Origin of the sequence: Piscinibacter gummiphilus (assembly GCF_002116905.1) — a bacterium.
Lineage (GTDB): Bacteria > Pseudomonadota > Gammaproteobacteria > Burkholderiales > Burkholderiaceae_C > Rhizobacter > Rhizobacter gummiphilus.
Genome location: NZ_CP015118.1, coordinates 4,862,602 through 4,889,505 on the forward strand (window position 1 = coordinate 4,862,602; position 26,904 = coordinate 4,889,505).

The following is a 26,904-nucleotide window of genomic DNA, read 5'->3' on the forward strand; positions in this document are numbered from 1 at the left end:
TTCAGCGGGGGGGGAAGCTCGGTCGCAGCGTCGTGTACAGCGCACGGAAGCGGTCGAGGCGCTCGCCCAGGCGGGCTGCGCGGGCGGGGTCGGGGGAAAAGGTCTGGCGCACCGGGGGCAGGCGGCACACGTCGTCCTCGGGGGCGCCGTCGGCCAGCCACGCGAGGCGCGCGGCGCCGAGTGCGCCGCCGGTCTCGCCACCATCGAGGGTGACGAGTTCGACGCCGAAGAGATCGGCATGCAGCTGCACCCAGAAGGCGCTGCGGGCGCCACCGCCCACGACCGCGAGGCGGCCGGGTTCGGTGCCGGCGGCACGCAGCGCGTCGAGGCCGTCGCGCATGCCGAAGGCCACGCCTTCGAGCACCGACCAGGCGAGCACGGCCGGGTCGGTGTCGTGCGTGAGGCCGAACAGCACGCCGCGGGCATTCGCGTCGTTGTGGGGCGTGCGTTCGCCCGACAGGTACGGCAGGAACAGCGGCGCGTCGAGGCGGGCCGCCTCGGGCAGCGCTTCCATGCGGGCCAGCAGGTCGGCCTCGCCGGACGAGCCCGTGAGCTTCGTGGCCCACGCGAGGCTGGACGCGGCCGACAGCATCACCGACATCTGGTGCCAGCGGCCGGGCACCGCATGGCAGAACGCGTGCACGGCCGAGGCCGGGTTCGGGCGGAAGCGGTCGTTGACGACGAACACCACGCCGCTCGTGCCGAGCGAGACGAAGCCCTCGCCCGGACGCACGGCACCGATGCCCACGGCACTGGCTGCGTTGTCACCGCCGCCACCGGCCACGACCACGCCCCGGGGCAGGCCCCACGCGGCGGCGATGTCGTCGCGCACCGTGCCGCTGACGGCGCTGCCTTCGACCAGTTCGGGCATGTGCGAACGCGTGAGCCCCGTGAGCGCGAGCAGTTCGTCGGACCAGCGCCGCGCCGCGACGTCGAGCCACAGCGTGCCGGCCGCGTCGGACATCTCGCCGACGAAGGTGCCGCACAGGCGGTACCGCAGGTAGTCCTTCGGCAGCAGCACCTTGGCCGTGCGCGCGAAGATGGCCGGTTCGTGCTTGCGGACCCACGCGAGCTTCGGCGCGGTGAAGCCGGGCATCGCGAGGTTGCCGGCGATGTCCGGCAGCGATGGCAGCGTGGCCATCATCTCGCCGCATTCGGCCGCCGACCGCACGTCGTTCCAGAGGATGGCCGGGCGTTGCACCTCGCCCGCCGCGTCGAGCAGCACGGCCCCGTGCATCTGGCCGGACAGGCCCACCGCCCTCACCTTCGCCCACGCGGCCGGGTGTTCGGCGCGCAGCCGCGACGCGGCGCTCACGGTGGCCGCCCACCAGGCCTGCGGATCCTGCTCGCTCCAGCCCGGGTGGGGGCGGGAGATGTCGAGCCGCACGCCGGCCGACGCGGCGATCGCGCCGCGGTCGTCCAGCAGCAGGAGTTTCACTTCGGACGTGCCGAGGTCGATGCCGAGGTACATGCTCACCCTTTCGTTGCGGTGAATGTATGTTAGTTCGACGGTCGAAATAAATCAGGGTTTGTGCGCGGTCGGGCCGACCGCACACGCCCGACCGTTCACTCGAACGGGTAACGCACCCCCACGGCCGCCCGGATCTCGTCCATGCAGCGCATCACCGCCAGCGTGTCGGCCCAGGGCACCACGTCGCTCTGCAGCAGGCCCGCCTGCATGCATCGTTGCACTTCCCGCACCTGGTACTCGAAGCCGTTGACCACGTACGGCGCATGGGAGGCGACCGGCGCCTCGCCGCGCCGCAGCAGGATGGCCTGCCCCGAGTCCCAGAACGGTTCGGTGACGAGGATCTCGCCCTCGCTGCCCTCGATGCGGAAGCTGTTGTAGAACTTCTGGGTCATGCTCGCGTGCATGCGCAGCTCGACGGCCAGCTCGCCCACCGCGATGCGTGCGCGCAGGTCCTCGTCGACGCCCGTCGCGCCCACCGTCGCCGAGGTCTCCAGCACCCGCAGCGGGCCCTTGAAGAGGTGGTGCGACATCGAGATGCAGTAGATGCCCACGTCGAGCAGCGCGCCACCGGCCAGGTCGGCGCGGAACAGGCGGTCGTCGAGGTTGCGCGGCTGCGCGTAGCCGAAGAAGGATTCGATGCCGGTGACCTTCCCCACGCGGCCCTCGTCGAGCCAGCGGCGCACCTGCGCGAATACGGGCAGGAACCGCGTCCAGAAGGCCTCCATCACGAAGCGGTCGGCCGCCTTCGCCGCGGCGAACACCCGCTCGGCCTGGGGCGCGTTCACGGTGAGCGGCTTCTCGCACAGCACGGCCTTGCCCGCCTGCAGCGCCTGGATGGCGACGTCGGCGTGCTGCGCGTGGGGCGTGGCGACGTAGATGGCGTCGACCCCGTCGTCGCGGAAGAGCGAGGCGTAGTCGCCGTGGTGGCGCTCGCCGCCGTGCCGCGCGACGAAGTCACGGGCGCGTTCGGCATCGCGGCTGGCGGCCGCGACGAGGCGCGCGCCGGGCACGGCGGTGAGGCATTCGGCAAAGCGGTTCGCGATGCGGCCGGGGCCGATCACGCCCCAGCGGACGGTGGTGTCTGGCATGACGGGAAACTCCAGGAAGGAAAGGCCCGGACGGCGGGTCGCCGTTCAGGCCGTGACCGGCGCGGATGACGCCGGCAAGGTGCCCGCGCGCGCGGTGGGCGCGTGCGAGTAGGGTCTCAGCAGCGAGTGCAGCGCGTAGGCGGCACCGCCCACGGCGGTGGCCAGCTCCGCGTACTTCGCCACACGCACCTCGGGGCACGACAGCCCCGCCTGCGCGGCGAACTGCTCGAGCCGGCCGATGGCGGCTTCGAGGAAGTGTTCACCGCCCAGCACGGCGGAGGCGCCGCCGACCACGATCACCTGCGGGTTGAAGGTGGTCCACACGTTCTGCAGCAGCACCCCCAGCACGTCGCCGGCCGCGGCGAACGCGCCGCGGGCCTTGGGCGCACGGCGGCCCACGAGGGCCTTCAGCGCGGGCTGGTCGATGCTGCCGTCCTCGCGCAGGCAGCCGGCCTCGTCGGCCACGGCCTTGAGGCCCGCATAGGCTTCGGCGCAGCCGAGGCGACCGCACGAACACGGGCGGCCGTCGATGAACAGCGTGGTGTGACCGATCTCGCCGGCCGAGCCGGTGGCGCCGGTGAAGAGCGAATCGTTGAGGATGATGCCGGAACCCACGCCGACGCCGCAGCTCACGTAGACGAGCGGGTCCTCGACCGGGCGCGCGCCGAACTCGGCCTCGCCCACGGCCGCGAGGTCGGCCTCGTTCTGGTAGTACACGGGCACCGCGCCGAGGCCGGCCGCGGCCAACTCGGCGCCCAGGCGGCGGCCCACCTCGACACCGCGCCAGCCGATGTTGGGAGCGAACTGCAGCACACCCGAGACGGTGTCCACCGCACCGGGCAGGCCCACGCCGATGCCCAGCAGCGAAGCCCCCGCCGACGCCACCTTGGCCGACTGCGCGGTGACCATCTGCACGAGCTGGTGGCACGCGGCGTCCGGGTCCTTCGACTTGAGCGCGGCCTGGTTCATCTCGAGCACCTCGCCGCGGATGGACACGGCCACGACGCGGATGGTGTCGATGTCGAGCTCGGCGCCCATCAGCACGAGGTGGCGGCCGTCGAGGCGCAGCGGCGTGGGGCGCCGGCCGAGCGCGCCGGTGACGAGCGCACCGTCCTCGACCAGCCAGCCCTCGTCGATCAGTTCCTTGGTGATCAGGCTGACGGTGGACTTCGTCAGGCCGCTGCGGTTCGCGAGGTCGGCCCGCGAGAGGCCCGATTCGTCGCGCAGGAGGCGCAGCAGCGCCATGCGGTTGAGGTTCTTGACGAAGCGCTGGTCACCCGTCATCGGGGCTGTGGGCATGGCTCACCTTCTCCGGAGTTCCCGGCCGCATCCATTCGGCCGGGTTCCGAATCATTGCACATCAACGCCGGGTGCGGCGCTTGAGCTGGTCGTTCGCGGCCTTGAGGGCCTCGTCGACCGGCTTGCCGCGTTCGAGCACGTCGTCGAGCGCGGCGTTCATGATCTCGAGCGCGGTGCCGTCGAAGCGGTCCGGCTTCATCGCGGGAATCTTCGCGGCGGCGTCGGCCCACAGCAGGCGGGCCGGCTGCCCGCCGAGGTAGGCGATGGGCTCGTTCAGGAAGGCCTTGTCCTGCGCCTCGACGATGGCCGGGTACGCGCCCATCTTGCGGAAGGACAGCGTCTGCATCTCCTTGTTCGTGGTCATGAACTTCACGAACTCCCATGCTTCCTTCTTCTGCTTGCCCACCTTCGGGATCGCGTAGAACGACCCACCCCACGACGCGAACGCGCCGTTGGGTAGCGGCGCGGCGCGCCACTGGCCCGCGGCCTCGGGGTTGAGCCAGTCGGTGAGGTGGCCGGCGAGCCACGCGCCCATCATCTGCGAGGCGAGGCTGCCGCGGCGGAAGGCCTCGCGCCACTCGTTGCTCCACGGCGCGATCTTGCCGTCGATGTCGGCCTTGCGCGCGGCCACGGCCAGTTCGAAGGCCTTCTTGAAGCGCGGGGTGTCCAGCTGCGGCTTGCCGGCCTTGTCGAAGTACAGGCCCTCGCCCGGCTTGATGGTGGCGCGGATGTAGATGTTGACGATGTCGGCGGCGCTCGTGAGCATGTAGGCGCCGGTCTTCTCGCGCACCGTCTTGCTGGCGGCGATGAAGGACTCCCACGACTTGGTGAGGTCGGCTTCGGTGACGCCGGCCTTGTCGAGGATGTCCTTGCGGTAGAACAGCGTGCCCGGGCCCACGTCGGCGGGGATCGCGGCCACCGCGCCGTTCGCGTCCATGCCCTGCGGGAACGCGAAGGCGTGGAACAGCTTCTGCATCTGCTTCGCGTTGTAGGGCGGCTGGCCCAGGTCCTCCAGGCCCTTCGACTCGGCGAACTTGCCGATGTAGTTGATCTCGAGGCCCATCACGTCAGGCAGGTTCGAGCCCGTGGCCAGCGCCGTCGTCATGGCGGTGTGGTGGTCCGGGTAGGCGAGGCTCACCAGCTTGATCTCGACGTCCGGATGCAGCTTCTTGTAGAGCGGGATCGCGAGCTTGACCGACTCGTCGAAGCTCGGGAACGAGGCCACGGTCAGGGTCGTGACGGCCAGGGCGCCCTGCGCGGCGGCGAGGCCCAGGGCCCCCAGCAGGAGGGCTCGGCGGACGGGGTGGGCGGGGGTGTTCATCGGCACTCCTTCGTAGGGGACGTTCGGGCATCGAACGAGCGGGAGTGTCCGGGCAGCGCATTAATTCGTGCACTAGGGAAACTAATTAAGTGGTGACCGCCGGTGACGAGGCTCACGCCCTGATCCTCCCGGCCACCACAATGGGCCTCATGACCCCGCAGACCCACGATCCCCTGCCCCGCCTGATCCTCATTCCGAAGGACGCCTCGCTCGCCGAGTCCGGTGCCGTGCCGCACACCCTGCGTGCCGTGGCGGCCGCGGTGCGCGCGGCGAATGCCTCGCGCCCGACGGTACGCGGGCTGCATGTCGTGGACCGCTCGCGGCCCGACGGGGCGGTGCTCGTGGAGCCGGGCGGGCTCACGGTCGACGACGTGAAGGCGGTGGCGCCCGACATGAAGGTGTTCGAGGAGCAGTGGTACGAGCTGGAGCGCTTCGACCTGATGCTGCCGCGCCTGGCGCGCTCGCGTTCGAAGGCGGGCGCGGGTGCCGAGCGGCTCTGGACCGTGGTCGTGCGCGCGGACGGCGCACCGCTGAAGGACGTGCGCATCACGGCCGTCGTCGACGCCGACACCGGCGTGGTCACCGAGGCCGTCACCGACCGCCACGGCCGCGCCGCGCTGAAGCTCGGCGCGCGGGTGACCGGCGTGCAGGCGCTGCACGTCGACCCGCTGCATGGGGCGTGGCCCGTGATGCTGCCGGACGTCGATGCCCGCGGCGAGGTGTTCGAGGTCGCGCTGCCGCCCATCGTGGCCTCCGCCGCCGATGCGCGCGGCCTCGTCTACGGCAAGCCGAAGGCGGGCGCCGGCCGGCGCGTGACCGTCGCCGTCGTCGACACCGGCGTGGGCCGCCACGACCTGCTGCGCGTGGCCGGCGGCCGCAACACCACCGGTGAATCCCCGCGCCGCCTGAGCGACTGGCATGGCCACGGCACCCACGTGGCCGGCGTGATCGCCGCACGGGCGAACGGCTGGCGCCGGGGCGAGGCGGCCTCGGCCACGCTGCGGGCGTACCGCGTGTTCGCCGAGCAGGCAGACCACGCGTCCACCTTCGCGATCAGCACCGCGATCAAGCAGGCCGCCGTCGACGGCTGCGACCTGATCAACCTGAGCCTGGGCGGGGGCCCGGCCGATGGCGCCATCCGCGACGCGGTGGACCAGGCCTGGCAGCTCGGCTGCGTGTGCGTGGCCGCCGCCGGCAACGACGGCCGCGGCCAGGTCGACTACCCCGCGCGGTACCCGCGCACCCTCGCCGTCTCGGCCATCGGGCTCGACGGCAGCTGGCCCGAGGGCGCGTCGCAGGCGCTGCACCGGGGCCGCGCCCGCGGAAAGGCGATCGACGGCCGCGAGGTCTTCCTCGCGACGTTCTCGAACCGCGGCGCGAAGGTGGCGCTCACCGCGCCCGGGGTCGGCATCGTCTCGACGATCTTCAACAACCGCTGGGGCGTGATGGACGGCACGTCGATGGCCGCCCCGGTGGCGACGGGCGTGCTGGCGCGGCGGCTGGCCGCCACGCCCGCGGTGCGCGACCTGCCCCGCGACGCGGCCCGGTCCGAGGCCATCGTGGCGCTGGCCCGGGCCCACGCCGAGGACGTCGGACTCCCCCGGGAGTTGCAGGGAGACGGCCTGGCGCGATAATCGGGCCATGGACCGCTACGTCTTCTACGCGAAGGACTCGCTCGACGCGAAAACCGTGCGCGCCGCCCGCGCCACGGCGAGCGCGCTCGGCGCCACCGTCGTGCGCACGGGCGTGGGCACCCTGCTGCTCGAGATCGCCGCCGGCGACGTGCGCAAGCTCGCCCGCGCCCTGCCCGACTGGCGCTACAGCGCCGAGCGCCACGCCACGCGCATTCCCGAACGATCCCCCGCCGAACGCGTGCGCCGCACGGTGGCCAGCGCGGCGCGCTGAGCTTCTCCCGAAAAGTCATCCCGGCGCATGCCGGGATGACGGGTCAGTGGTTCACTTCCACACGTCGGTGAAGGTCTGCACCCCGCCCGAGGACGTGGTGGTCGCAGCCCGGTTCCCCCCGCTCTCCCACGTGGTGTTCCCCGCCGCATCCTTCTTGATGTACTTGTACTGGATGGCGGTACCGGACGGCAGCGAGAACGTCGCACTCCACTGGTTCTGCTGGCCCGACCCGGTGCCCGGCACCACCGACAGCGCCTTCGCGTTCGTCGGCGTCCAGACCCCCAGCGCCGTGTGGTCGCCCACCACGTAGAGGTTCTGGCCCACCACCGTGCTGGCGGTGACCTTGAACGTGACGCTCGCGGTGCCCGGCGTGGTCGGGGTCGTCGGATCGGTGGGCGTCGTCGGGGCCGTGGTGGAACACGTCGCCGTGCTGCCGAACACACCGCACACGCTCGACCCCGAGGCCGACGTGGTCAGCGACCGGTTGCCGCCGCTCTCCCACGTGGTGCTGCCGCAGGTCTGGTACTTGATGAACTTGTACTGGACCGCGGTGGACGCCGGCAGGTTCACCGAGCCCTTGAACTGCGTGCCGTCGGCGGCGAGCGCCACGGCCTTGCACGGGTCCCAGCCGCCCAGCAGCGCGTGGTCGCCCACCACGTAGACGGACTGGCCGCTCGACGGCGCCGCGCCCTGCACCGTGAAGGTGGTCGTGGGGGACGTGCCCGGGTCGGTCGGGGTCGTGGTGGACCCGGACTTCGCGTTGACGTGGATCGCCGCGGCCGAGAACGCGGCCACCGTGATGTTGGCCATGCCGCCCGAGGCCACCGTGACCAGGTTGCCGCCGCAGACGCCGTTGACCACGTCGCCACCGATCACGTCGCAGTACTGGCCGGCCGGCAGGCCCGTCTGGAAGCTGCGCGACAGCGTCGAGGCCTCCTTGTTGATGACGACGAAGCCCTTGTCGCCGCGGCCGAACGCGATCTGGTTGTTGCCGTTGTCCCACCAGTTGTTGACGGTCCAGTTCGCCGCGGTGGCGTTGCGGAAGCCCACCATGTTCGCGATGGGGCGGAAGCGGTGTTCGCACACCCAGCCGCCACGCGTCTGGTTCAGGCAGGCCGGCGTGGTGACACCGCCGTCCCACGGCCCCTTCGTCGAGCCGTCGCTGTTGTACGGCGGGCCGTAGCTCGAGTCGTACAGCGTGCCGGAGTTGTTGAAGGCGTAGCTCGACATCACCTGCGGGTAGCCATACGGCCACGCGAGCATGAACACGTTCGCGAGGTCGTACTGCGCGCCCCAGTGGTACGTCATGTACGTGCCACCGCCGCCGTGGCCGCGCTGCTTGTCGTGGTTGTCGATGAACGCCACGCCCTTGCTGCTGGGTGAGAGGCCCCAGCTTTCACCGAAGGTCTTCAGCTCCGAGATCCTGCCGCTGAACTTGCTCGCGACCGACGAGCCGTACTTGAACTCGAGCACATTGACCAGCCCGTCGCCGAGGCCGAAGTACTGGTTCGGCTGCACGGCCTCGCCGTCGGCCTGGATCACCTCCAGGTACCAGTACGGCTTGGTGGCCAGGCGGCCGTTGACGGCGCTGATGATGGCGCCGAGGTCGCCCGGCGAGATGTGCTTGGCCGCGTCCACGCGGAAGCCCTTCACGCCGATGTTCGCGAGGTCGACGAGGTAGTCGGCGATCTTGCCCTGCACGTAGGGGCTGCCGGTGTTCAGGTCCTGCAGGCCCGACAGCTCGCAGCCCCACACGCGGCCGGCGTCGCTGCGGTAGTCGGCGTCACCGATGCCGCACACGGGCTGGTGGAAGTCGTTGCTGCCATACGGCACGCGCGGGTAGCTGTGATGGCCCCAGCCGTTGCCGGCGCTGGACGTGCCGCCGTTGCCGCCCGACATGTGGTTGATCACCGCGTCGACGTAGATGCCGACGCCCACCGCGTTGCAGCGCTGGACCATGTTGACGAACTCGGCGCGCGTGCCGCTGCGGCTGCGGTCGAGGCTGTAGCTCACGGGCTGGTACCGCATCCACCACGGGAAGGGTGCACCGTCGCCCACCGACACCCAGTTGTGTTCGTTGGGCGGCGACACCTGCACCGCGGCGAAGCCCTTCGGACCGAGGTGGGCCTCGCACTCCTTCGCGATGTCGGTCCACTTCCATTCGAGCAGGTGGACGAACGCGGTGCGGGGGGTGGTCTGCGCGTGGCCCGCGCAGGTGGCGGCGAGCAGCGACAGCGCCGCCACGCCCTTCAGGCCCTTCATCAGGCGCGAGCGGATCCGGGCAGGCGCATGCGCGCCGGCCGATGGGTCAACGGGTTTCATCGGAACGGGACTCCTGGGTCGGGACGCACGCGGCGCCCATGGGGTTACGGCATGCGCCCACGTTCCGGACCGCGGCGCCGGGGTGCATTCTGAATCGGTAAAGAGATTGGCGCCAGGGTCTCGGTCTCAGGACTTTCCCGCGGCTGCCATGCAAGGAGCGGGCATTCCGCTTGCCGCAAGGTCCGGTACCGCCCCTCGGGCATCACCCATGTCATCATCGAAGCGGCCCGACGACGGCCTGCCACCCTTCCAGCCCGTGACACGCACGCCGACCTCCCGCCGCATCGCCGCCGCCCGGCTGCTCTCCCTCGTCGGGCATCCCGCGCTGCTCGTGCCGTCGGCGGTCGTCTGTTCCGTCGTGGGGGCCGGCCGGGAGGCGCCCGGCCTCTGGCTGGCCGGCGTGGCGGCGGTGGCGCTCGCGGGGTGTGTCGTCGCCTACAGCCTGTTCAAGGTGCGCCGAGGCCGCTGGCGGGATGCCGATGCCTCGCTCCCTGCCGAACGCGCCCAGCTCACGGCGTTCCTCTTCCCGCTGATGGCCGCGGGCGCGCTCGCGATGGGCCTCGTCGGCCTGCCGGTGGCCGCGGTCGCGGGCCTCGGGTTCGGCGCGGCGATGGTGGCCGTGGCCCACGCCACCGGGCCGTGGATGAAGCTGTCGCTGCATGCCGCGTTCGCGGTGTATGCGGCGGCCCTGTTGTGGTCGTGGCCGGCGGTGGTGGCCGCCTGCCTGCTGCTGGCGGCGGGCGTGGCGTGGTCGCGCGTGGTGCTCGGCCGGCACACGGTGCTCGAGGCGCGGCTCGGCCTGGCGCTGGGTGCGGCGGGTGGCATGGCCCTGCATGCCGTGGCCGCCGCGGCGCCGCACTGAACGGCCCGCGCCGGCTCAGGTGGGGGGCAGCTTCACGCCCCGCAGCAACTGCCGCATCGACCGTTCGATCTCCGGATCCCGCTTGCCGGCCACACGGCCCTTCTCGACGAGGTGGGCCAGCAGCCGCAGCAGGCCCGCCGCCACGAAGGGTTTCTGCACGAACGCGTCGTAGTCCTTGAAGACGTCCTGCACGAGCGACTCGGCGCTCGCGCTCATGATCACGATGGGAATGTCGGCGAGCGCCGGATCGGCCCGCACCGCCACGCCCAGCTCGGCCCCGGTCATGTGCGGCATCATGAAGTCGGTGACGATGGCCGCGGGCTTCTCTCCCGACAGCAGGTCGAGCGCGGCCTTGCCGTTGGCGGCTGCGGCGACGCGGTAGCCCTCGGCTTCGAGCAGCATCTGCAGCACTTCGGCATTGCCGTACTCGTCTTCGACCATCAGGACCAGTTTCATCGTCAACGATCTTCCCGGAGGGTTACGTTCGTGGCGTGGCGAAGGCCTCGAGGCCCAGCCGGAACCGGTTGCGATCGAGGCGCACGCCGCGCATCTTCCTCACGACCAGTTCACGGGCATCCACCGCGTCGCCCGCATCGGACAGTTCGAGCACGTTGTCGAACCAGGCGACGAGGCCCTCGCCGGAGACCCCGCCCGCCGCCGAGGCGAGTGCCGCCGGGTCGAGCGTGAACACCGACGTTATGCCCCGCGCCCGGAATTCCCGCAGCAGCCGCCCGATAAACCGGTATCCCCGCTCGGGAAATGCCACCGTGTCGGCGAGCGCGGCGAGGCCGTCGATCACCAGGCGCCGCGAGCCGAACTCGTCGACCAGGCGCAGCAGCCGGTGCCCGATCTCGTCCATGCTCTCGTCCTCCTGCGGCTCCCAGTGGACCTCCAGCGCCCCGCTGTGGATGCCCTCCTCGATCGGCAGACCGAACTCGGCCCCGAAGCGGGCCAGGCCACCGGGCGAAGCGGCGCTGGTCAGCAGCAGGCAGCGGTCCTCCAGCGTGGCCTGCGCGGCGAAGGCCAGCGCCAGCAGGGTCTTGCCGGCGCCGCTGTCGCCCACGACCACCGTGCTGCTGCCCTGCGGGAACCCGCCGAGCCGGCTGGCCTCGTCGAGCGGACGCACCCCGGTGGGCACGCCGGTGTCGCCCGGCTCCGGTTCGGGACGGGTCCACGGCAGGCCCTCCAGGCGCGGGAAGAACCGCAGGCCGTCGTCGGTGATGCAGAACGTGTGCTTGCCGCGTTCGACGGCGCTGCCGCGGAACTTGCGGATCTGGACGCGCCGTTCGGCACGCCACTGGAACATGTAGTCCTCGAACGTGAAGATGCCGTCGACCATGGTCTGCTCGGCGTTCAGCGAGCGGTTGCCGCCGCTGGTCAGCAGCAGGCCCGTGCAGCCCATCGCGGAGGCGAGGCTCTGCAGGCCGTGCACGAACTGGCGCACGCGCTCGTCGGGCCCCAGTTCGTGGTTCTCGAGCACGAGACCGTCCACCACGAACAGGGTCGCCTGGTGCCGCGCCACCTCGCCGCGCACCAGGTCGATCACGGCCTTGAGGCCCTGCTGCTCGAGTTCGCGGTAGGCGCTGACGTAGATCACCGCCGAGTCCACGGCCTGGGGCCGGAAGTACGTCTGGTCGCGCATGTGCTGGATCATTCGCGCGTGCGATTCGGCCAGCAGCGTCACGTAGAGGGTCTTCGTGCCGTCGTGCGTGTTCGCCTGGTAGGCGATCTGGTTCGCCAGCGTGGTCTTGCCGACACCGGGCGGGCCTTCGAGGATGTAGACGCCGCCCTCGAACAGACCGCCGTGCAATATCTCGTCCAGGCCTGGTACGGCCGTCGCCCGCCTTTTCATCGCAGTCACCTCGTCTCCCACGTCATCGCGATCACTTCCGGTTCACCTCTCGTCTCGAAGACGCCGATCTTGCGCCTTCCCACCGGAGTATCGCCGCTGGATCATCACGCGCCAGCCGCCGGGAGCGAGAAGCGGAAGCGCGCCCCGGCCCCGTCCCCGTCCAGCAATTCGATGCGGGCGCCATGCAGTTCGAGGATGCGGTGCACGATGCGCAGGCCCAGCCCGCCATCACGGCGTGCGCCGCCCACCGTGAACGGCTTCTGGAACAGGCCCTCGCGCAGCTCCGGCGGAATGCCCGGCCCGGTGTCGGCCACCGTCACGTCCACCGCCACGTCCCGTCGCGCGAGCGCGACTTCGATGGACCCGCCCTCCGGCGTGTACCGCAACGCGTTGTCGAGCAGGTTGCCCAGCACCCGCTCGATCAGCCCCAGGTCGCCATCCACGGCCGGCAGCTGCGGCGGGAACGTCGCCTTCAGCGCGACCTGCCGGGCCTCGGCCGCGAGTTCGAACTTCTGGAAGACGTCCTGCACGAGGTCGGTCATCGAGAACGCCTCGCGCTCGGGCGTGACGAAGCCGTACTCCAGCCGCGCCAGTTCGAAGAGGCTCTGCGCGAGCGCCCCCACCTTGCGGCTCTGTTCCAGCGCGATGCCGAGGTAGCGGCGGCGCTCCGGCGGCGCGAGGGTGTCGTCCTTCAGCAGCAGGGTCTCGAGGTAGCCGTGCAGCGAGGACAGCGGCGTGCGCAGGTCGTGCGACACGTTGGCGATCAGCTCGCGGCGCTCCTGGTCCTGGCGCGAGAGCGCCTGCCACTGCTCGTCGATGCGCGCCACCATCTGGCGGTACGCGCCGTCGAGCACCGCGATCTCGTCGCCGCCATGACCCTCCGCCAGGGGCGGCACGGTCCGCGGCGCGCCGCCCACGTCGAAGTGGCGCACCGCGTCGGTCAGCCGGCGCAGCGGCCGCGTGATCAGCGTGAACGCGACCAGGCCCGCGGCGAGGCACAGCACCGCCACCATCCCGATGGACCACAGCGCCGTCTTCAGCACCGCGTTGGCGGAGCCGCGCGCCGCGTACTGGTCGTGGTCCTCGCCCAGCAGCACCACGTAGATGTAGCCGACCTCGCGTCCGTCGACGCGCAGCGGCGCCACGCTGAACACCTTGCGGCCGTCCGCGCTGCGCGGGTCGTCACCCAGGATGGGCAGTGCCGCGCCGTCGATCATCCGCCGCACGGGTGCGAGGTCGACCCGGTCGCGCCGCAGCCGGCCTTCCGGCGCGGCGTGGCCCGCGATGCGGCCGTCGGGCTCCAGCAGGTACACCTCCACGCTCGGGTTGACCATCATCAGCTGGTTGAACAGGGTGCGCACGGCGCCCGGCATCAGCCCGTGGGCGTCGGTGAGCTGCACGTCGCGGGCGATGCTCTCGGCGACGTCGCGCGACAGGCCCTGCACCACCTCCAGCTCGTGCATGCGGTTCGCCCGCAGCTGCAGCCACGCCGACGTGCCGCTGCACAGCAGCAGCAGCCCGGCGAACACCAGCGAGAGCCGCTGCGTCAGCGTCAGCCTCGCCATCATGCGGCCCCCTCCGGCTCCGCGAACTTGTAGCCGCGGCCCCAGACCGTGAGGATGCGTGCGGGCTGGGCCGGGTCCGGCTCGATCTTCGCGCGCAGGCGGTTGATGTGCGTGTTGACGGTGTGCTCGTACCCCTCGTGCTGGTAGCCCCACACCGCGTTGAGCAGGTCCATGCGCGAGAACACCTTGCCCGGCTGGCGGGCGAAGAAGTACAGCAGGTCGAATTCGCGCGGGGTGAGGTCGACACGGCGACCGTCCAGCTTCACCTCGCGGGCGATCGGGTCGACGGACAGGCCCGCGACCGAGAGGCTGCCGGTGTCCAGTTGCGCGTTCCGGGCCAGGGCATCGACCCGCCGCAGCAGCGCCTTCACGCGCGCCACCAGTTCCAGCACCGAGAACGGCTTCGCGAGGTAGTCGTCCGCCCCGAGCTCCAGGCCCAGGATGCGGTGCACCTCGCTCGACCGGGCGCTGATGATGATGATGGGCGTGTAGCGGGTCATCGCGCGGGCGCGTCGGCAGATCTCCAGGCCGTCGACGCCGGGCAGCATCAGGTCCAGCACCAGCGCGTCCCATCCGCCGCGCTCGAGTTCGCGCAGGCCGTCGTCGCCCCGCGCGCAGTGGACGACCTCCAGGCCCTCGTCACGCAGGTGCAGGGACAGCAGGTCGGCGATGTGGGCGTCGTCTTCGACCAGCAGGACGCGGCGCGGGGAGGTCATCGAGGGGAACCAGGGGGACAGGGAGTTTCCATTGTGCGCAATCCCGGCCGGCCGAGTTGTCACGATTCCTTGAACTTTGCGTGAGGACTTCGGGAACGCCGCTGCCTAAGCTTCGTTCATCGCACCACCGCACCCCGAGGATTCCATGCCAACCCGACGCCACCTCCTGCTGGCCAGCACCGCCGCCGGCCTGTTCGCCCGCCACGCCGCGGCCGCCCAACCGGCCGAGGTCTTCGAAGTCACGTTCACCGACGCGCAATGGCGCGAACGGCTGACGCCGCAGCAGTACGCCGTGCTCCGCCAGCAAGGCACCGAGCGGCCCGGCTCGAGCCCGCTCGAACGCGAGCACCGCGCCGGCACGTTCACCTGCGCGGGCTGCGCCCTGCCGCTGTTCTCGTCCACCACCAAGTTCGAGAGCGGCACCGGCTGGCCCAGCTTCTGGAAGCCGCTGGACGGCGCCGTGGCCACCCACCAGGACCGCGCCTACGGCATGGTGCGCACCGAGGTGCACTGCCGCCGCTGCGGCGGCCACCTGGGCCACGTGTTCGACGACGGCCCCAAGCCCACCGGCCTGCGCTACTGCATGAACGGCGTGTCGCTGAACTTCGCGCCCAAGGCCTCCTGACTCCCTTCGCCACGGGAACCTCCCCATGCTGCTCATCGTCCTCGCCTACCTCGGCGGGGTGCTGACCATCCTCAGCCCCTGCATCCTCCCGGTGCTGCCGTTCGTGTTCTCGCGCGCCCGCCAGCCCTTCACGCGCAGCGGGCTGCCGCTGCTCGCCGGCATGGCGCTGACCTTCGCCGCCGTCGCATCGCTCGCCGCCGTCGGCGGCGGCTGGGTCGTCGCCGCCAACCAGTACGGCCGGTGGGTGGCCCTGGCACTGGTGGCCGTGTTCTCGCTGACGCTGCTGTGGCCCGGCCTGGCCGAGCGCCTCACCCGGCCGCTCGTGGCCCTGGGCGGCCGGCTGTCGGAGACCTCGGGCGGCGGCGACACGCCCCGCCCCGGCGCCTCGCTGCTGCTGGGGGTCGCCACCGGCCTGCTGTGGGCGCCGTGCGCCGGCCCCATCCTCGGGCTGATCCTGACCGGCGCCGCGCTGCAGGGCGCGAGCATCGGCACCACGCTGCTGCTGTTCGCCTACGCCGCGGGCGCGGCCACGTCGATGGCGGCAGCCCTGCTGCTCGGCGGCAAGGTGTTCGCCGCGCTCAAGCGATCGCTCGGCGTGGGCGAATGGGTGCGACGTGGCCTCGGCGCGGCGATGCTCGCCGGCGTGGCCGCCATCGCGACCGGGCTCGACACCGGCGTGCTGGCGCAGCTGTCCACGGCCTCCACGGGCGCCCTCGAACAGGCGCTGGTGGACCGCCTCGGCGCGCCCCGCCCGGACGGCGGCGCGATGGCGATGCGCGGCGAGCCCGCGATGATGATGCAGGGCGGCCCCGCCATGATGGCCGCCGGCGCCGCGATGCGCGGCCCCGAGGCCGGCGCCCTGCCCGACGAGGGCGAGGTGCCGCCGCTCGACGGTGCCACGCAGTGGCTCAACTCGCCCCCGCTGACCACGGCCGGCCTGCGCGGCAAGGTGGTGCTGGTGGACTTCTGGACCTACTCGTGCATCAACTGCCTGCGCACGCTGCCGTACGTCAAGGCGTGGGCCGGGAAGTACCGCGACCAGGGCCTCGTGGTGGTCGGCGTGCACGCCCCCGAGTTCGCCTTCGAGCGCGACCTCGCCAACGTGAAGAAGGCCGTGTCGGACCTGGGCATCACGTACCCCGTCGCCATCGACAACCAGTACGCCATCTGGCGCGCCTTCCGCAACCAGTACTGGCCGGCCCACTACCTGATCGACGCCCAGGGCCGCGTGCGCCACCACCACTTCGGCGAAGGCGACGAGGCCGGGACGGAGCGCGTGATCCAGCAGCTGCTGCGCGAAGCCGGTGCGGCGCAGGTCTCCGCCGGGCTCACGGAGGTGGACGCGAAAGGCGTGCAGCAGGCCGCGGACATGGCCGCCGTGCGCTCCCCCGAGACCTACCTCGGCTACGAGCGTGCGGAGAACTTCGTGTCCACCCCGAACGCGCGCCATGACGAAGCGGCCGCCTACGCCACGCCCGCGCGCCTCGCGCTCAACGACTGGGGCCTGGCCGGCCACTGGAAGGTCGGCCCCGAGAGCGCGACACTCGCGGCGACGTCCGGCCGCATCGTCTACCGCTTCCAGGCCCGCGACCTGCACCTCGTGCTGGGCCCGGGCCCCGACGGCAAGCCCGTGCGCTTCAAGGTGCGTGTCGACGGCCAGGACCCCGGCGACGCACGCGGCGTCGACGTGGCCCCCGACGGCAGCGGCACCGTGACCTCGCAGCGCCTCTACCAGCTGGTGCGCCAGCCCGGCGACGTGCGCGAGCGCACCTTCAGCATCGAGTTCCTCGACCCCGGCGTGTCGGCCTATGCCTTCACGTTCGGCTGACCCCCATCCCCTCCGGAGACCCTCCATCATGACCACTTCGTCATCCCCCGCCGTTCGCCGCCGCGGCATGCTGTTCCTCGCCGCAGGCGCCGCCGTGCTCGCCGCAGGCCTCGCGTGGCAGGGCCCGGCCCTCCACGCCGCCGAGGCGGCCGTGCAACTCCCCGCACCGCTGCAGGACGTGCCGGCCGACGGCCCCCGCCTGCAGAAAGCGGTGTTCGCCGGCGGCTGCTTCTGGGGCGTGCAGGGTGTCTTCCAGCACGTGAAGGGCGTGCAGCGCGCGGTCTCCGGGTACAGCGGCGGCTCGGCGGCCACCGCGTCGTACGACGCGGTGAGCAGCGGCCGCACGTCCCACGCCGAAGCGGTGGAGGTCACCTTCGATCCCACCCAGGTCAGCTACGGCGCGCTGCTGCAGATCTTCTTCTCGGTGGCCCACGACCCCACGCAGCTCAACCGCCAGGGCCCGGACCGCGGCACCCAGTACCGCTCCGCGATCTTCACGCAGGACCCGGCGCAGGTGAAGGTGGCCCAGGCCTACATCGCCCAGCTGGACGCGGCCCGGGCATTCGGCGCCCCGATCGTCACGCGCGTGGAACCGGGCCCGGCGTTCTACCCGGCCGAGGTCTACCACCAGGACTACCTGACCGAAAACCCGCGCGCGCCGTACATCGTCGTCCACGACCTGCCCAAGCTGGACAACCTGAAGAAGATGTTCCCGCAGCGCTGGCGCCAGGAGCCGGTGCTGGTGAAGCGGACCTGAAGTCCGGACGGCCGCAGGGCCGTTCGGCGCCGCCGTTGCAAGGGCCGGCCGCACGTCGTCCAATGGACGCCGAGGCCGGCATCGCACCGGCTGCCAGGAGACTGTCGTGAAACCTCGACGCGCGTGGCCCGTTTTCGTGTGTTGCCTGCTGGCCGCCGCCGGCGCCCGGTCCGCCGAGGTGTACCGGTGGACCGACGCCAACGGCCGGGTGTTCTACGGCGACCGCGCGCCCGAGGGGCGCCGCACCTCGGCGAAGGTCATCCCCATCGACCCGCCGCCGCCGGTGCGCGTGAACACCGCGGAGCCCATGGAATCGCCCCGGCCCGCCGTGACGGCGAACACGCGGCCGGCCCCACCCATGCAGACCGCCCCGGCCGTGATCGGCCCTTCACAGTCGCTGGCGCCGCTCGAGGACAAGGCCACGCGGTGCGCGGCCGCGTGGCGCCGGTTCGACGAAAGCAGTGCCTGCTTCGCGGCGTTCCGCGTGGACGGCGGCCGGGTGCTGGCGCAGGCGTACCAGCGGTGCGAGTCCGTGGCGATGCCCACCGACTGCGGGGTTCACCCCGGCCAGTAGGCCCCGCCGTACCCGCGGTGCGGGTTGCCGTACACCTGCCGCCCCGCGGCTTCGTGCGCGGCCATGAAGGCTTCGACGGCCTCGGGCGTGCCGCCCTTGAACATCTCCTTGACCTGCCCGTCGGGCAGCCACGCGCGGTAGCGCACCGGCACGCCGGCATAGGCCGCGCCCTCGGCGAGGTCCATGGGCACGCGTGTCGGGTCGAGGAAACGCGCCTCGCCGGAGGCGTGGTCGAAGCGCTGCTTCACGTGCCGTGCGGCGTCGAGGATGCCGGTCATCACCTCGGTCAGCGACCGCTTCGCGATGAACGCCTTCCACGACGCGCGCAGGAACAGCAGCTCGTCGGGATCGACGCCGGGGCATTCGCCCTGGTAGGCCGCGGTGAGGCAGTGGTCGCTCGCCGCGAGCAGCCGCTGCGTGGGCGTGGGCTCGCGGGCGAGCAGGGCCAGCACCTGGCCGAGCGACGAGCCGCGCAGGTAGTCGGCCGGCGGCGCGGTGAAGCCCGGGTCGCCGGGGTGATGGTGGTCGACGCGCACGAGCGGCTCGCGGCCGGCGATGCGGCACTCGACCCACACGGTGGGCGCGGTGGGTCGCAGCACCGCGGCGCGCACGATGCCGTCGGCCCCGGCACGCGCGACCCCGTCGGCCTCGTACGCCGTCTGAGGCGTGCACCGCAGCCCGTTCGACGCGGCATGGAAGACGGCGTGGCCCGCCGCGGTGGCCACCCGCTCGATCTCGCGCATCTCGGGGTCCTGCGCGCCCAGCACGAACACGGCGTCGCGGTCGATCATGAATCCTCCTGCAGGCGGCGCCACAGCGTCGTGCGGCTGATGCCCAGGCGCTCGCACGCGAGCGTTCGGTCGCCGCCGCACGCGGCCAGCACCTCGTGCACGTGGCGCAGGTCGGCGGCACGGCGCTGGTCCGACAGCGAGGGCGCTGGAGCGGACTCGAACCATTCCGGCACCAGCGCCCGCAGCGCCTCGCGCCCACCCGACAGCTCCGACCCGTGCACCACGAGCCGCTCGACGATGTTCTCCAGCTCGCGCACGTTGCCCGGCCAGCCGTACGCCCCGCCGAGCGCCAGCAGGTCGGGCCACACGGCCTCCAGCGGCGCGGGCGACAGGCCCACGCGCGACGAGACCTTGTCGAGCAGGTGGGCGAACAGCAGCGGCAGGTCCTGCAGCCGCTCGCGCAGCGGCGGCAGCGACAGGCCGAGGATGTTCAGCCGGTAGTACAGGTCGTTGCGGAAGCCGCCGCCGGCCACCTGCGCCTTCAGGTCGCGGTGCGTGGCCGCGATCACGCGCACGTCGATCGGGATGGGTTCCGTGGCGCCGATGCGCACGATCTCGCGCTCCTGCAGCACGCGCAGCAGCCGCGTCTGCAGCGACACGGGCATCTCGCCCACCTCGTCGAGGAAGATGGTGCCGGTGTGCGCGGCCTCGAACAGCCCCGCGCGGCCGCCACGGCGCGCGCCGGTGAAGGCCCCTTCCTCGTGGCCGAACAGTTCGCCTTCGAGCAGCGATTCGGGGAAGGCCGCGCAGTTGATCGCCACGAAGGGCTGGCGCCGCCGGCTGCCCGCGTTGTGGATGCCCTGCGCGAGCAGCTCCTTGCCGGTGCCGCTCTCGCCGGTGATCAGCACCGTGGCCTGGCTGCGCGCGCAGTGTTCGGCCCGGGCCTTCGCCGACACCACCGCCGCACTGGTGCCGATCAGGTGGCCCAGTTCATAGCGCGCCTGCGCCTCGCGCGGCGCCTGGCGCGCGCGCAGGTGGCGGTCCACGCGGTGGATGGAGACGGCGTCCTGGCACGTCAGCACCGCGCCCGTGAGCCGGCCCTGTTCCAGGATGGGCATGCGGCTCGCGACCAGGGTGCGGTTGCCGTGGCGGTGGATCTGCTCGGGTTCGTCGCGCGCGTCGCGCAGCGTGTGGCGCAGGCTCAGCTCGGGCGCCACCTCGCTCAGCGGCCGCCCCAGCAGCGCTTCGGCGGGCGCACCGAGGAACTTCGCCATCGCCGGGTTCACCGTGTCGATGCACTCCTTCAGGTCCACCGCCACCACGCCGTCGGTGAGCTGGCCCAGCACGGTGTTGAGCCGCTCGCGCTTGGCGAGTTCGATGCGGCCGATGCGGGCCATCTCGATGGCGTCGTCGAGGGCCTCGCGCACCGCGTCCTGCGAATACAGGAACACACCCACCATGCCGGCCTCGTCGGCGAGGTCGGCGACCAGCCCCGGCGCCACCACGGCCTCGGTGCCCAGCGCCTTCAGCTCGCGCACCACGTCGCGGGCGTCCTCTTCCGTGGTGTACGCGCGCTGCACGATGCCGAGGCCGAACAGGCGGTCGAACTGCTGCACCTCGTCGGGCACGTCGCCATAGGTCACGAGGGCGATGCGCGTGGCCACGCCGCGAGCCCGGCCCAGGGCCCGCATCACGTCGAAGCCGCCCACCTTGACCAGCACCACCGGCACGTCGAGCTGCTGGCGCAGGAAGGCGCCGTTGGAGCCGGCGGCCACCACCACGTCGGCGGGTCGGGCGCGCAGTTCGGCCACGGCCTCGTCGAAGCCCTTGTCGAGCACCTCGACGTCGGCCACGGCCTTGTACATGGGCGCCAGCGCCTGCAGCAGGCCCTTGAGCCGGTGGAAGCCGACGGCGACGATGCGCGTTTCACTCATGTTCCACATTGGAACACAAGCGTTTCATGAATGAAACATCAACCGCCGCAAAAGCCTTGCTCCGCAAGCGCTTTTCCTTTGAAATCAAGGTCTTGCGTGCGCCGCCCCGACCCGGCACGCGCCTTGCGCTGGAAGACCCATCACAGGAGAACCCCGCATGACGACTTCCCAGATGCCCACCAGCGCCGGCGCCCGCTTCCGGCAGGCCCTGAAGGACGAATCCCCGCTGCAGGTGATCGGTGCCATCAACGCCAACCACGCCCTGCTGGCCAAGCGTGCGGGCTACCGCGCCATCTACCTGTCGGGGGGTGGCGTCGCCGCCGGCTCGCTGGGCCTGCCCGACCTGGGCATCAACACCCTCGACGACGTGCTGACCGACGTGCGCCGCATCACCGACGTGTGCGACGTGCCGCTGATGGTCGACATCGACACCGGCTTCGGCCCGAGCGCGTTCAACATCGCCCGCACCGTCAAGAGCCTGATCAAGTTCGGCGCCGCCGCCTGCCACATCGAGGACCAGGTGGGCGCCAAGCGCTGCGGCCACCGCCCGGGCAAGGAGATCGTCACCGCCGACGAGATGGTCGACCGCGTGAAGGCCGCCGCCGACGCGCGCACCGACGCGAACTTCTTCCTGATCGCCCGCACCGACGCCATCCAGGTGGACGGCGTGGACGCCGCCATCGAACGCGCCGTGCGCTGCGTCGAGGCCGGCGCCGACGGCATCTTCGCCGAGGCCGCGTACGACCTGCCCACCTACCGCCGCTTCGTCGACGCCGTGAAGGTGCCGGTGCTGGCCAACATCACCGAGTTCGGCAAGACCCCGCTGTTCACGGTCGACGAGCTGCGCTCGGCCGGCTGCGGCATGGTGCTGTACCCGCTCAGCGCGTTCCGCGCGATGAACAAGGCGGCCGAGGCCGTCTACACGGCGATCCGCCGCGACGGCCACCAGAAGAACGTCGTCGACCTGATGCAGACCCGCGAAGAGCTCTACGATCGCATCGGTTACCACGAGTTCGAGGCCCACCTCGACCAGCTGTTCGCCAGCCGCAAGTCCAACTGACCCCGACAGGAGACACACGCATGTCCACCACCGACACCACCCTCCCCGGCTTCAAGCCGAAGAAGTCCGTCGCCCTGTCGGGCACCACGGCCGGCAACACCGCCCTCTGCACGGTGGGCCGCACCGGCAACGACCTGCACTACCGCGGCTACGACATCCTCGACCTGGCCACCGCCTGCGAGTTCGAGGAAGTGGCCCACCTGCTCGTGCACGGCAAGCTGCCGAACGCCCCCGAACTGTTCGCCTACAAGGCCAAGCTGCGCGGCCTGCGCGGCCTGCCGGCCGCCCTGCGCAACGTGCTGGAGCAGCTGCCCGCGTCCACCCACCCGATGGACGTGATGCGCACGGCCGTCTCCACCCTCGGCTGCGTGCTGCCCGAGAAGGACGACCACAACCACCCCGGCGCGCGCGACATCGCCGACCGCCTGATGGCCAGCCTCGGCTCGGCCCTGCTGTACTGGTACCACTTCAGCGTCAACGGCCGCCGCATCGACGTCGAGACCGACGACGACGGCATCGCCGGCCACTTCCTGCACCTGCTGCACGGCAAGAAGCCCATCGACGCCTGGGTGCGTGCGATGAACATCTCGCTGAACCTGTACGCCGAACACGAGTTCAACGCGTCCACGTTCGCCTGCCGCGTGGTGGCGGGCACGGGCAGCGACTTCTACTCGGCCATCACCGGCGGCATCGGCGCGCTGCGCGGCCCGAAACACGGTGGTGCCAACGAGGTGGCCCTCGAGATCCAGGCCCGCTACGACAACCCGGACGAGGCCGAGGCCGACATCCGCGCCCGCGTCGAGCGCAAGGAAGTGGTGATCGGCTTCGGCCACCCGGTCTACACGGTCAGCGACCCGCGCAACGTGGTCATCAAGACCGTCGCCCGCGACCTGTCGAAGGCCGCCGGCAACACGAAGCTGTTCGACATCGCCGAGCGCCTCGAGTCCGTGATGGCCGACGCCAAGAAGATGTTCCCGAACCTCGACTGGTTCAGCGCCGTCAGCTACCACCTGATGGGCGTGCCCACCGCGATGTTCACGCCGCTGTTCGTCATCTCGCGCATGAGCGGCTGGAGCGCCCACGTCATCGAGCAGCGCATCGACGGCAAGATCATCCGTCCGAGCGCAAACTACACGGGTCCGGAGGACCAGACCTTCGTGCCACTGAACAAGCGTCCGTGATGAACACCGCCCACCGCAAACCCCTGCCCGGCACCGCGCTGGACCACTTCGACGCGCGTGCCGCCGTCGACGCGCTCCAGCCCGGCGCCTTCGACCGCCTGCCCTACACCTCGCGCGTGCTGGCCGAGAACCTCGTGCGCCGGTGCGATCCGGCCACGCTGGACGACTCGCTGCGCCAGCTGATCGAGCGCCGGCGCGACCTCGACTTCCCGTGGTTCCCGGCCCGGGTCGTCTGCCACGACATCCTCGGCCAGACCGCCCTCGTCGACCTGGCCGGCCTGCGCGACGCCATCACGGCCCAGGGCGGCGACGCCTCGCTGGTCAACCCGGTGGTGCCCACGCAGCTGGTGGTGGACCACTCGCTGGCCGTCGAGTGCGGTGGTTTCGACCCCGATGCGTTCGCGAAGAACCGCGCGATCGAGGACCGCCGCAACGAGGACCGCTTCGACTTCATCAACTGGACCAAGAAGGCGTTCAAGAACGTCGACGTGATCCCCCCGGGCAACGGCATCCTGCACCAGATCAACCTGGAGCACATGTCGCCGGTGGTGCAGGTGACCGACGGCGTGGCGTACCCCGACACGCTGGTGGGCACCGACAGCCACACGCCCATGGTCGACGCGCTCGGCGTGATCGCCATCGGCGTGGGCGGGCTGGAAGCCGAGACGGTGATGCTGGGCCGCGCGTCGTGGATGCGCCTGCCCGACATCGTGGGCGTCAAGCTCACCGGCAAGCCGCAGCCGGGCATCACCGCCACCGACACCGTGCTCGCGCTCACCGAGTTCCTGCGCCAGCAGAAGGTGGTGTCGGCGTACCTCGAGTTCTTCGGCGAAGGCGCCTCGGCCCTCACGCTGGGCGACCGCGCCACCATCGCCAACATGGCGCCCGAATTCGGCGCCACGGCCGCGATGTTCTACATCGACGAACAGACCATCAAGTACCTGCGGCTCACCGGCCGCGAGGACCAGCAGGTCGCGCTCGTCGAGGCGTACGCGAAACACACGGGCCTCTGGGCCGACAGCCTCGTGAACGCCGAGTACGAACGTGTGCTGGAGTTCGACCTGTCCTCCGTCGTGCGCAACATGGCCGGTCCGAGCAACCCGCACAAGCGGCTGCCCGTCTCCGACCTGGCCGCCCGCGGCATCGCCGCCCCGTGGACCGAAACGCCGGGGCAGATGCCCGACGGCGCCGTGATCATCGCCGCCATCACCAGCTGCACGAACACCAACAACCCGCGCAACATGGTGGCGGCCGGCCTGCTGGCCCGCAACGCCAACCGCGCGGGCCTGACCCGCAAGCCGTGGGTCAAGAGTTCGCTCGCCCCCGGCTCGAAGGCCGTGACGCTGTACATGGAAGAGGCCGACCTGCTGCCCGAGCTGGAACAGCTGGGCTTCGGCGTGGTGGCGTACGCCTGCACGTCGTGCAACGGCATGTCGGGCGCCCTCGACCCGGTGCTGCAGCAGGAGATCATCGACCGCGACCTGTACGCCACCGCCGTCCTCTCGGGCAACCGCAACTTCGACGGCCGCATCCACCCGTACGCGAAGCAGGCCTTCCTCGCCTCGCCGCCGCTCGTGGTGGCCTACGCCATCGCCGGCACGATCCGCTTCGACATCGAGAAGGACGTGCTGGGCACCGATGCGCAGGGCAAGCCCGTGATGCTCAAGGACATCTGGCCCACCGACGCGGAGATCGACGCCGTCGTCGCCGCCAGCGTGAAGCCCGAGCAGTTCCGCAAGGTCTACATCCCGATGTTCGCGCGCGGCGCGGACGACGGCGAGAAGGTCAAACCGCTGTACGACTGGCGCCCGCAGAGCACCTACATCCGCCGCCCGCCCTACTGGGAAGGCGCGCTGGCAGGCGTTCGCACGCTGCGCGGCATGCGGCCGCTGGCGGTGCTGGGTGACAACATCACCACCGACCACCTCTCGCCGTCGAACGCGATCCTGCTCGACAGCGCGGCTGGCGAGTACCTCGCGAAGATGGGCCTGCCGGAGGAGGACTTCAACTCCTACGCCACCCACCGCGGTGACCACCTGACGGCGCAGCGCGCCACGTTCGCGAACCCCACGCTGCAGAACGAGATGGCGGTGGTGGACGGCAAGGTCAAGGCCGGCTCGCTCGCGCGCATCGAACCCGAGGGGAAGGTGACGCGCATGTGGGAAGCCATCGAGACCTACATGGCCCGCAAGCAGCCGCTGATCATCATCGCCGGCGCCGACTACGGCCAGGGTTCCTCGCGCGACTGGGCCGCCAAGGGCGTTCGCCTGGCCGGTGTCGAGGCCATCGTGGCCGAGGGCTTCGAACGCATCCACCGCACGAACCTCGTCGGCATGGGCGCGCTGCCGCTCGAGTTCAAGCCCGGCGTGAACCGCAAGACGCTCGGCATCGACGGCACCGAGACCTTCGACGTGGTGGGCGAACGCACGCCGCGCGCGACGCTGACGCTCGTGATCCACCGCCGCAACGGCGAACGTGTGGAGGTGCCGGTCACGTGCCGCCTCGACACCGCCGAAGAGGTGTCGATCTACGAGGCTGGCGGCGTGCTGCAGCGCTTCGCGCAGGACTTCCTCGAATCGGCGCAGGCCGCCTGAGGCTCACAGGAATCCCCATGGCCCACGTTCCGCAAGTCAAGATCCCCGCCACGTACATCCGTGGCGGCACCAGCAAGGGCGTGTTCTTCCGCCGCGAGGACCTCCCGGCCCGCGCCCGCGAACCGGGCGCCGCGCGCGACGCCCTGCTGCTGCGCGTGATCGGCAGCCCCGACCCCTATGCCAAGCAGATCGACGGCATGGGCGGGGCCACGTCCAGCACCAGCAAGACGGTGATCGTGGACCGCAGCGCCCGCGACGGCCACGACGTCGACTACCTCTTCGGCCAGGTGTCGATCGACTCGGCCTTCGTCGACTGGAGCGGCAACTGCGGCAACCTGTCGGCGGCCGTGGGCCCGTTCGCGATCAGCAACGGCCTCGTCGACCCGGCCCGCGTGCCGCGGGACGGTGTCGCCGTCGTGCGCATCTGGCAGGCCAACATCGGCAAGACCATCGTCGCGCACGTGCCGATGACGAACGGCGAGGTGCAGGAAACCGGCGACTTCGAACTCGACGGTGTCACCTTCCCCGCCGCCGAGGTCCAGCTGGAATTCATGGACCCCGCCGCCGAGGAAGAAGGCGCCGGCGGCTCGATGTTCCCCACCGGCAACCTCGTCGACGACCTGGAGGTGCCGGGCCTCGGCACCCTCAAGGCCACGATGATCAACGCCGGCATCCCCACGATCTTCGTGAACGCCGAGGCCATCGGCTACAAGGGCACCGAGCTGCAGGACGCCATCAACGGCGACCCCAAGGCGCTGGCGATGTTCGAATCGCTGCGCGCCCACGGCGCCGTGCGCATGGGCCTGATCAAGTCCATCGACGAAGCTGCGAAGCGCCAGCACACCCCGAAGATCGCATTCGTCGCGAAGCCGGTCGGCTACACCGCGTCGAGCGGCAAGCCGGTGGCCGCGGGCGACGTCGACCTGCTCGTGCGCGCGCTGTCGATGGGCAAGCTGCACCACGCGATGATGGGCACCGCGGCGGTGGCCATCGGCACGGCGGCGGCCATTCCGGGCACGCTCGTGAACCTCGCGGCGGGCGGTGGTGAACGCCAGGCCGTGCGCTTCGGCCACCCGTCCGGCACCCTGCGGGTCGGTGCCGAAGCGGTGAAGGTCGAGGGCGAATGGAGCGTGGCCAAGGCCATCATGAGCCGCAGTGCGCGGGTGTTGATGGAGGGGTGGGTGCGGGTGCCGGGCGACAGCTTCTGACGAAGCCAGGC

The 26,904-nt window shown here is 71.3% G+C and carries 23 protein-coding genes; 12 read left to right on the forward strand and 11 right to left on the reverse strand.

The window, feature by feature from the left end; all coding sequences use genetic code 11:
* Position 1 precedes the first annotated feature (1 nt).
* The 4 genes from xylB to A4W93_RS22250 form a co-directional block, all read right to left on the reverse strand.
* Positions 2 to 1,471, reverse strand: a complete 1,470-nt coding sequence (gene xylB / locus A4W93_RS22235) for a xylulokinase (protein ID WP_085752683.1) — start codon at positions 1,469 to 1,471, stop codon at positions 2 to 4.
* Between the two features lie 95 nt (positions 1,472 to 1,566).
* Positions 1,567 to 2,559 carry a Gfo/Idh/MocA family protein gene (locus A4W93_RS22240; protein WP_085752684.1) on the reverse strand — a complete coding sequence of 331 codons (993 nt, stop codon included), beginning with the start codon at positions 2,557 to 2,559 and terminating at the stop codon, positions 1,567 to 1,569.
* A gap of 45 nt (positions 2,560 to 2,604) precedes the next feature.
* Positions 2,605 to 3,858 carry an ROK family transcriptional regulator gene (locus tag A4W93_RS22245; RefSeq protein WP_237357600.1) on the reverse strand — a complete coding sequence of 418 codons (1,254 nt, stop codon included), beginning with the start codon at positions 3,856 to 3,858 and terminating at the stop codon, positions 2,605 to 2,607.
* 61 nt (positions 3,859 to 3,919) lie between these two features.
* Positions 3,920 to 5,179 (reverse strand): extracellular solute-binding protein, encoded by a 1,260-nt coding sequence (locus A4W93_RS22250; protein WP_085752686.1) that lies wholly within the window; start codon positions 5,177 to 5,179, stop codon positions 3,920 to 3,922.
* A 149-nt stretch (positions 5,180 to 5,328) separates the two neighbouring features.
* On the opposite strand from A4W93_RS22250, the gene A4W93_RS22255 reads away from it, so the two are divergent.
* Together A4W93_RS22255 and A4W93_RS22260 are read left to right on the forward strand one after the other, a co-directional pair.
* Positions 5,329 to 6,813: a S8 family serine peptidase gene (locus A4W93_RS22255; RefSeq protein ID WP_099959963.1), complete on the forward strand. Its 1,485-nt coding sequence runs from the start codon at positions 5,329 to 5,331 to the stop codon at positions 6,811 to 6,813.
* Positions 6,814 to 6,820: 7 nt separating this feature from the next.
* The gene (locus A4W93_RS22260) at positions 6,821 to 7,084 is read left to right on the forward strand and encodes a hypothetical protein (protein ID WP_085752688.1); all 264 of its coding nucleotides are present in this window, start codon (positions 6,821 to 6,823) and stop codon (positions 7,082 to 7,084) included.
* Positions 7,085 to 7,135: 51 nt separating this feature from the next.
* Here the strand turns inward: A4W93_RS22260 and A4W93_RS22265 are convergent, their stop codons facing one another.
* The gene (locus A4W93_RS22265; RefSeq protein ID WP_218919161.1) at positions 7,136 to 9,406 is read right to left on the reverse strand and encodes a carbohydrate-binding module family 20 domain-containing protein; all 2,271 of its coding nucleotides are present in this window, start codon (positions 9,404 to 9,406) and stop codon (positions 7,136 to 7,138) included.
* Positions 9,407 to 9,614: 208 nt separating this feature from the next.
* Here A4W93_RS22265 and A4W93_RS22270 point away from each other — a divergent pair, with 208 nt between their 5' ends.
* Positions 9,615 to 10,268 carry a hypothetical protein gene (locus A4W93_RS22270; protein WP_157131748.1) on the forward strand — a complete coding sequence of 218 codons (654 nt, stop codon included), beginning with the start codon at positions 9,615 to 9,617 and terminating at the stop codon, positions 10,266 to 10,268.
* 15 nt (positions 10,269 to 10,283) lie between these two features.
* Here the strand turns inward: A4W93_RS22270 and A4W93_RS22275 are convergent, their stop codons facing one another.
* From A4W93_RS22275 to A4W93_RS22290, 4 genes are all read right to left on the reverse strand, one after another.
* Positions 10,284 to 10,724 (reverse strand): response regulator, encoded by a 441-nt coding sequence (locus A4W93_RS22275; protein ID WP_085752691.1) that lies wholly within the window; start codon positions 10,722 to 10,724, stop codon positions 10,284 to 10,286.
* A 22-nt stretch (positions 10,725 to 10,746) separates the two neighbouring features.
* A complete protein-coding gene (locus A4W93_RS22280; RefSeq protein WP_085752692.1) occupies positions 10,747 to 12,120 on the reverse strand; it encodes an RAD55 family ATPase in 1,374 nt (457 codons plus the stop codon).
* A 104-nt stretch (positions 12,121 to 12,224) separates the two neighbouring features.
* The gene (locus tag A4W93_RS22285) at positions 12,225 to 13,688 is read right to left on the reverse strand and encodes a sensor histidine kinase (protein WP_085752693.1); all 1,464 of its coding nucleotides are present in this window, start codon (positions 13,686 to 13,688) and stop codon (positions 12,225 to 12,227) included.
* Complete coding sequence (locus tag A4W93_RS22290) at positions 13,685 to 14,401, reverse strand: response regulator transcription factor (RefSeq protein WP_085752694.1); 717 nt, start codon at positions 14,399 to 14,401, stop codon at positions 13,685 to 13,687. The genes A4W93_RS22285 and A4W93_RS22290 overlap by 4 nt, the downstream gene beginning before the upstream one ends.
* Positions 14,402 to 14,546: 145 nt before the next feature.
* Here A4W93_RS22290 and msrB point away from each other — a divergent pair, with 145 nt between their 5' ends.
* From msrB to A4W93_RS22310, 4 genes are all read left to right on the forward strand, one after another.
* Positions 14,547 to 15,026 (forward strand): peptide-methionine (R)-S-oxide reductase MsrB, encoded by a 480-nt coding sequence (gene msrB, locus A4W93_RS22295; RefSeq protein ID WP_085752695.1) that lies wholly within the window; start codon positions 14,547 to 14,549, stop codon positions 15,024 to 15,026.
* A gap of 25 nt (positions 15,027 to 15,051) precedes the next feature.
* On the forward strand, positions 15,052 to 16,854 hold the full coding sequence (locus tag A4W93_RS22300) for a cytochrome c biogenesis protein DipZ (RefSeq protein WP_085752696.1): 1,803 nt from the start codon (positions 15,052 to 15,054) through the stop codon (positions 16,852 to 16,854).
* A gap of 28 nt (positions 16,855 to 16,882) precedes the next feature.
* A complete protein-coding gene (msrA, locus tag A4W93_RS22305) occupies positions 16,883 to 17,611 on the forward strand; it encodes a peptide-methionine (S)-S-oxide reductase MsrA (RefSeq protein ID WP_085752697.1) in 729 nt (242 codons plus the stop codon).
* Positions 17,612 to 17,717: 106 nt separating this feature from the next.
* Positions 17,718 to 18,185: a DUF4124 domain-containing protein gene (locus tag A4W93_RS22310; RefSeq protein ID WP_085752698.1), complete on the forward strand. Its 468-nt coding sequence runs from the start codon at positions 17,718 to 17,720 to the stop codon at positions 18,183 to 18,185.
* Here the strand turns inward: A4W93_RS22310 and A4W93_RS22315 are convergent.
* Together A4W93_RS22315 and prpR are read right to left on the reverse strand one after the other, a co-directional pair.
* Positions 18,170 to 18,976 carry a TetR family transcriptional regulator gene (locus tag A4W93_RS22315; RefSeq protein ID WP_085752699.1) on the reverse strand — a complete coding sequence of 269 codons (807 nt, stop codon included), beginning with the start codon at positions 18,974 to 18,976 and terminating at the stop codon, positions 18,170 to 18,172. The genes A4W93_RS22310 and A4W93_RS22315 overlap by 16 nt on opposite strands.
* A complete protein-coding gene (prpR, locus tag A4W93_RS22320; protein WP_085754286.1) occupies positions 18,973 to 20,850 on the reverse strand; it encodes a propionate catabolism operon regulatory protein PrpR in 1,878 nt (625 codons plus the stop codon). The genes A4W93_RS22315 and prpR overlap by 4 nt, the downstream gene beginning before the upstream one ends.
* Positions 20,851 to 20,876: 26 nt before the next feature.
* Between prpR and A4W93_RS30650 the strand changes: the two genes are divergently transcribed.
* Genes A4W93_RS30650 through prpF form a run of 5 tightly spaced genes read left to right on the forward strand, consistent with a single transcriptional unit; the run spans position 20,877 to position 26,893 of the window.
* Entirely contained in the window at positions 20,877 to 21,011 is a 135-nt protein-coding gene (locus tag A4W93_RS30650) for a hypothetical protein (RefSeq protein WP_257790065.1), read from the forward strand.
* Complete coding sequence (gene prpB / locus A4W93_RS22325; protein ID WP_085752700.1) at positions 21,008 to 21,910, forward strand: methylisocitrate lyase; 903 nt, start codon at positions 21,008 to 21,010, stop codon at positions 21,908 to 21,910. The genes A4W93_RS30650 and prpB overlap by 4 nt, the downstream gene beginning before the upstream one ends.
* A 20-nt stretch (positions 21,911 to 21,930) precedes the next feature.
* Entirely contained in the window at positions 21,931 to 23,091 is a 1,161-nt protein-coding gene (gene prpC, locus A4W93_RS22330) for a bifunctional 2-methylcitrate synthase/citrate synthase (protein ID WP_085752701.1), read from the forward strand.
* A complete protein-coding gene (gene acnD / locus A4W93_RS22335; protein ID WP_085752702.1) occupies positions 23,091 to 25,685 on the forward strand; it encodes a Fe/S-dependent 2-methylisocitrate dehydratase AcnD in 2,595 nt (864 codons plus the stop codon). Before prpC ends, acnD begins: the two co-directional genes overlap by 1 nt.
* Positions 25,686 to 25,702: 17 nt before the next feature.
* Positions 25,703 to 26,893, forward strand: a complete 1,191-nt coding sequence (prpF, locus tag A4W93_RS22340) for a 2-methylaconitate cis-trans isomerase PrpF (protein WP_085752703.1) — start codon at positions 25,703 to 25,705, stop codon at positions 26,891 to 26,893.
* The last annotated feature ends 11 nt before the right edge of the window (positions 26,894 to 26,904 follow it).

Excerpts from the sequence above, each read along its gene's own strand:
- xylB (WP_085752683.1), bottom strand. The coding sequence starts at position 1,471 with ATGTACCTCGGCATCGACCTCGGCACGTCCGAAGTGAAACTCCTGCTG.
- A4W93_RS22240 (WP_085752684.1), bottom strand. The coding sequence starts at position 2,559 with ATGCCAGACACCACCGTCCGCTGGGGCGTGATCGGCCCCGGCCGCATC.
- A4W93_RS22245 (WP_237357600.1), bottom strand. The coding sequence starts at position 3,858 with ATGCCCACAGCCCCGATGACGGGTGACCAGCGCTTCGTCAAGAACCTC.
- A4W93_RS22250 (WP_085752686.1), bottom strand. The coding sequence starts at position 5,179 with ATGAACACCCCCGCCCACCCCGTCCGCCGAGCCCTCCTGCTGGGGGCC.
- A4W93_RS22255 (WP_099959963.1), top strand. The coding sequence starts at position 5,329 with ATGACCCCGCAGACCCACGATCCCCTGCCCCGCCTGATCCTCATTCCG.
- A4W93_RS22260 (WP_085752688.1), top strand. The coding sequence starts at position 6,821 with ATGGACCGCTACGTCTTCTACGCGAAGGACTCGCTCGACGCGAAAACC.
- A4W93_RS22265 (WP_218919161.1), bottom strand. The coding sequence starts at position 9,406 with ATGAAACCCGTTGACCCATCGGCCGGCGCGCATGCGCCTGCCCGGATC.
- A4W93_RS22270 (WP_157131748.1), top strand. The coding sequence starts at position 9,615 with ATGTCATCATCGAAGCGGCCCGACGACGGCCTGCCACCCTTCCAGCCC.
- A4W93_RS22275 (WP_085752691.1), bottom strand. The coding sequence starts at position 10,724 with ATGAAACTGGTCCTGATGGTCGAAGACGAGTACGGCAATGCCGAAGTG.
- A4W93_RS22280 (WP_085752692.1), bottom strand. The coding sequence starts at position 12,120 with ATGAAAAGGCGGGCGACGGCCGTACCAGGCCTGGACGAGATATTGCAC.
- A4W93_RS22285 (WP_085752693.1), bottom strand. The coding sequence starts at position 13,688 with ATGATGGCGAGGCTGACGCTGACGCAGCGGCTCTCGCTGGTGTTCGCC.
- A4W93_RS22290 (WP_085752694.1), bottom strand. The coding sequence starts at position 14,401 with ATGACCTCCCCGCGCCGCGTCCTGCTGGTCGAAGACGACGCCCACATC.
- msrB (WP_085752695.1), top strand. The coding sequence starts at position 14,547 with ATGCCAACCCGACGCCACCTCCTGCTGGCCAGCACCGCCGCCGGCCTG.
- A4W93_RS22300 (WP_085752696.1), top strand. The coding sequence starts at position 15,052 with ATGCTGCTCATCGTCCTCGCCTACCTCGGCGGGGTGCTGACCATCCTC.
- msrA (WP_085752697.1), top strand. The coding sequence starts at position 16,883 with ATGACCACTTCGTCATCCCCCGCCGTTCGCCGCCGCGGCATGCTGTTC.
- A4W93_RS22315 (WP_085752699.1), bottom strand. The coding sequence starts at position 18,976 with ATGATCGACCGCGACGCCGTGTTCGTGCTGGGCGCGCAGGACCCCGAG.
- prpR (WP_085754286.1), bottom strand. The coding sequence starts at position 20,850 with ATGAGTGAAACGCGCATCGTCGCCGTCGGCTTCCACCGGCTCAAGGGC.
- A4W93_RS30650 (WP_257790065.1), top strand. The coding sequence starts at position 20,877 with ATGAATGAAACATCAACCGCCGCAAAAGCCTTGCTCCGCAAGCGCTTT.
- prpB (WP_085752700.1), top strand. The coding sequence starts at position 21,008 with ATGACGACTTCCCAGATGCCCACCAGCGCCGGCGCCCGCTTCCGGCAG.
- prpC (WP_085752701.1), top strand. The coding sequence starts at position 21,931 with ATGTCCACCACCGACACCACCCTCCCCGGCTTCAAGCCGAAGAAGTCC.
- acnD (WP_085752702.1), top strand. The coding sequence starts at position 23,091 with ATGAACACCGCCCACCGCAAACCCCTGCCCGGCACCGCGCTGGACCAC.
- prpF (WP_085752703.1), top strand. The coding sequence starts at position 25,703 with ATGGCCCACGTTCCGCAAGTCAAGATCCCCGCCACGTACATCCGTGGC.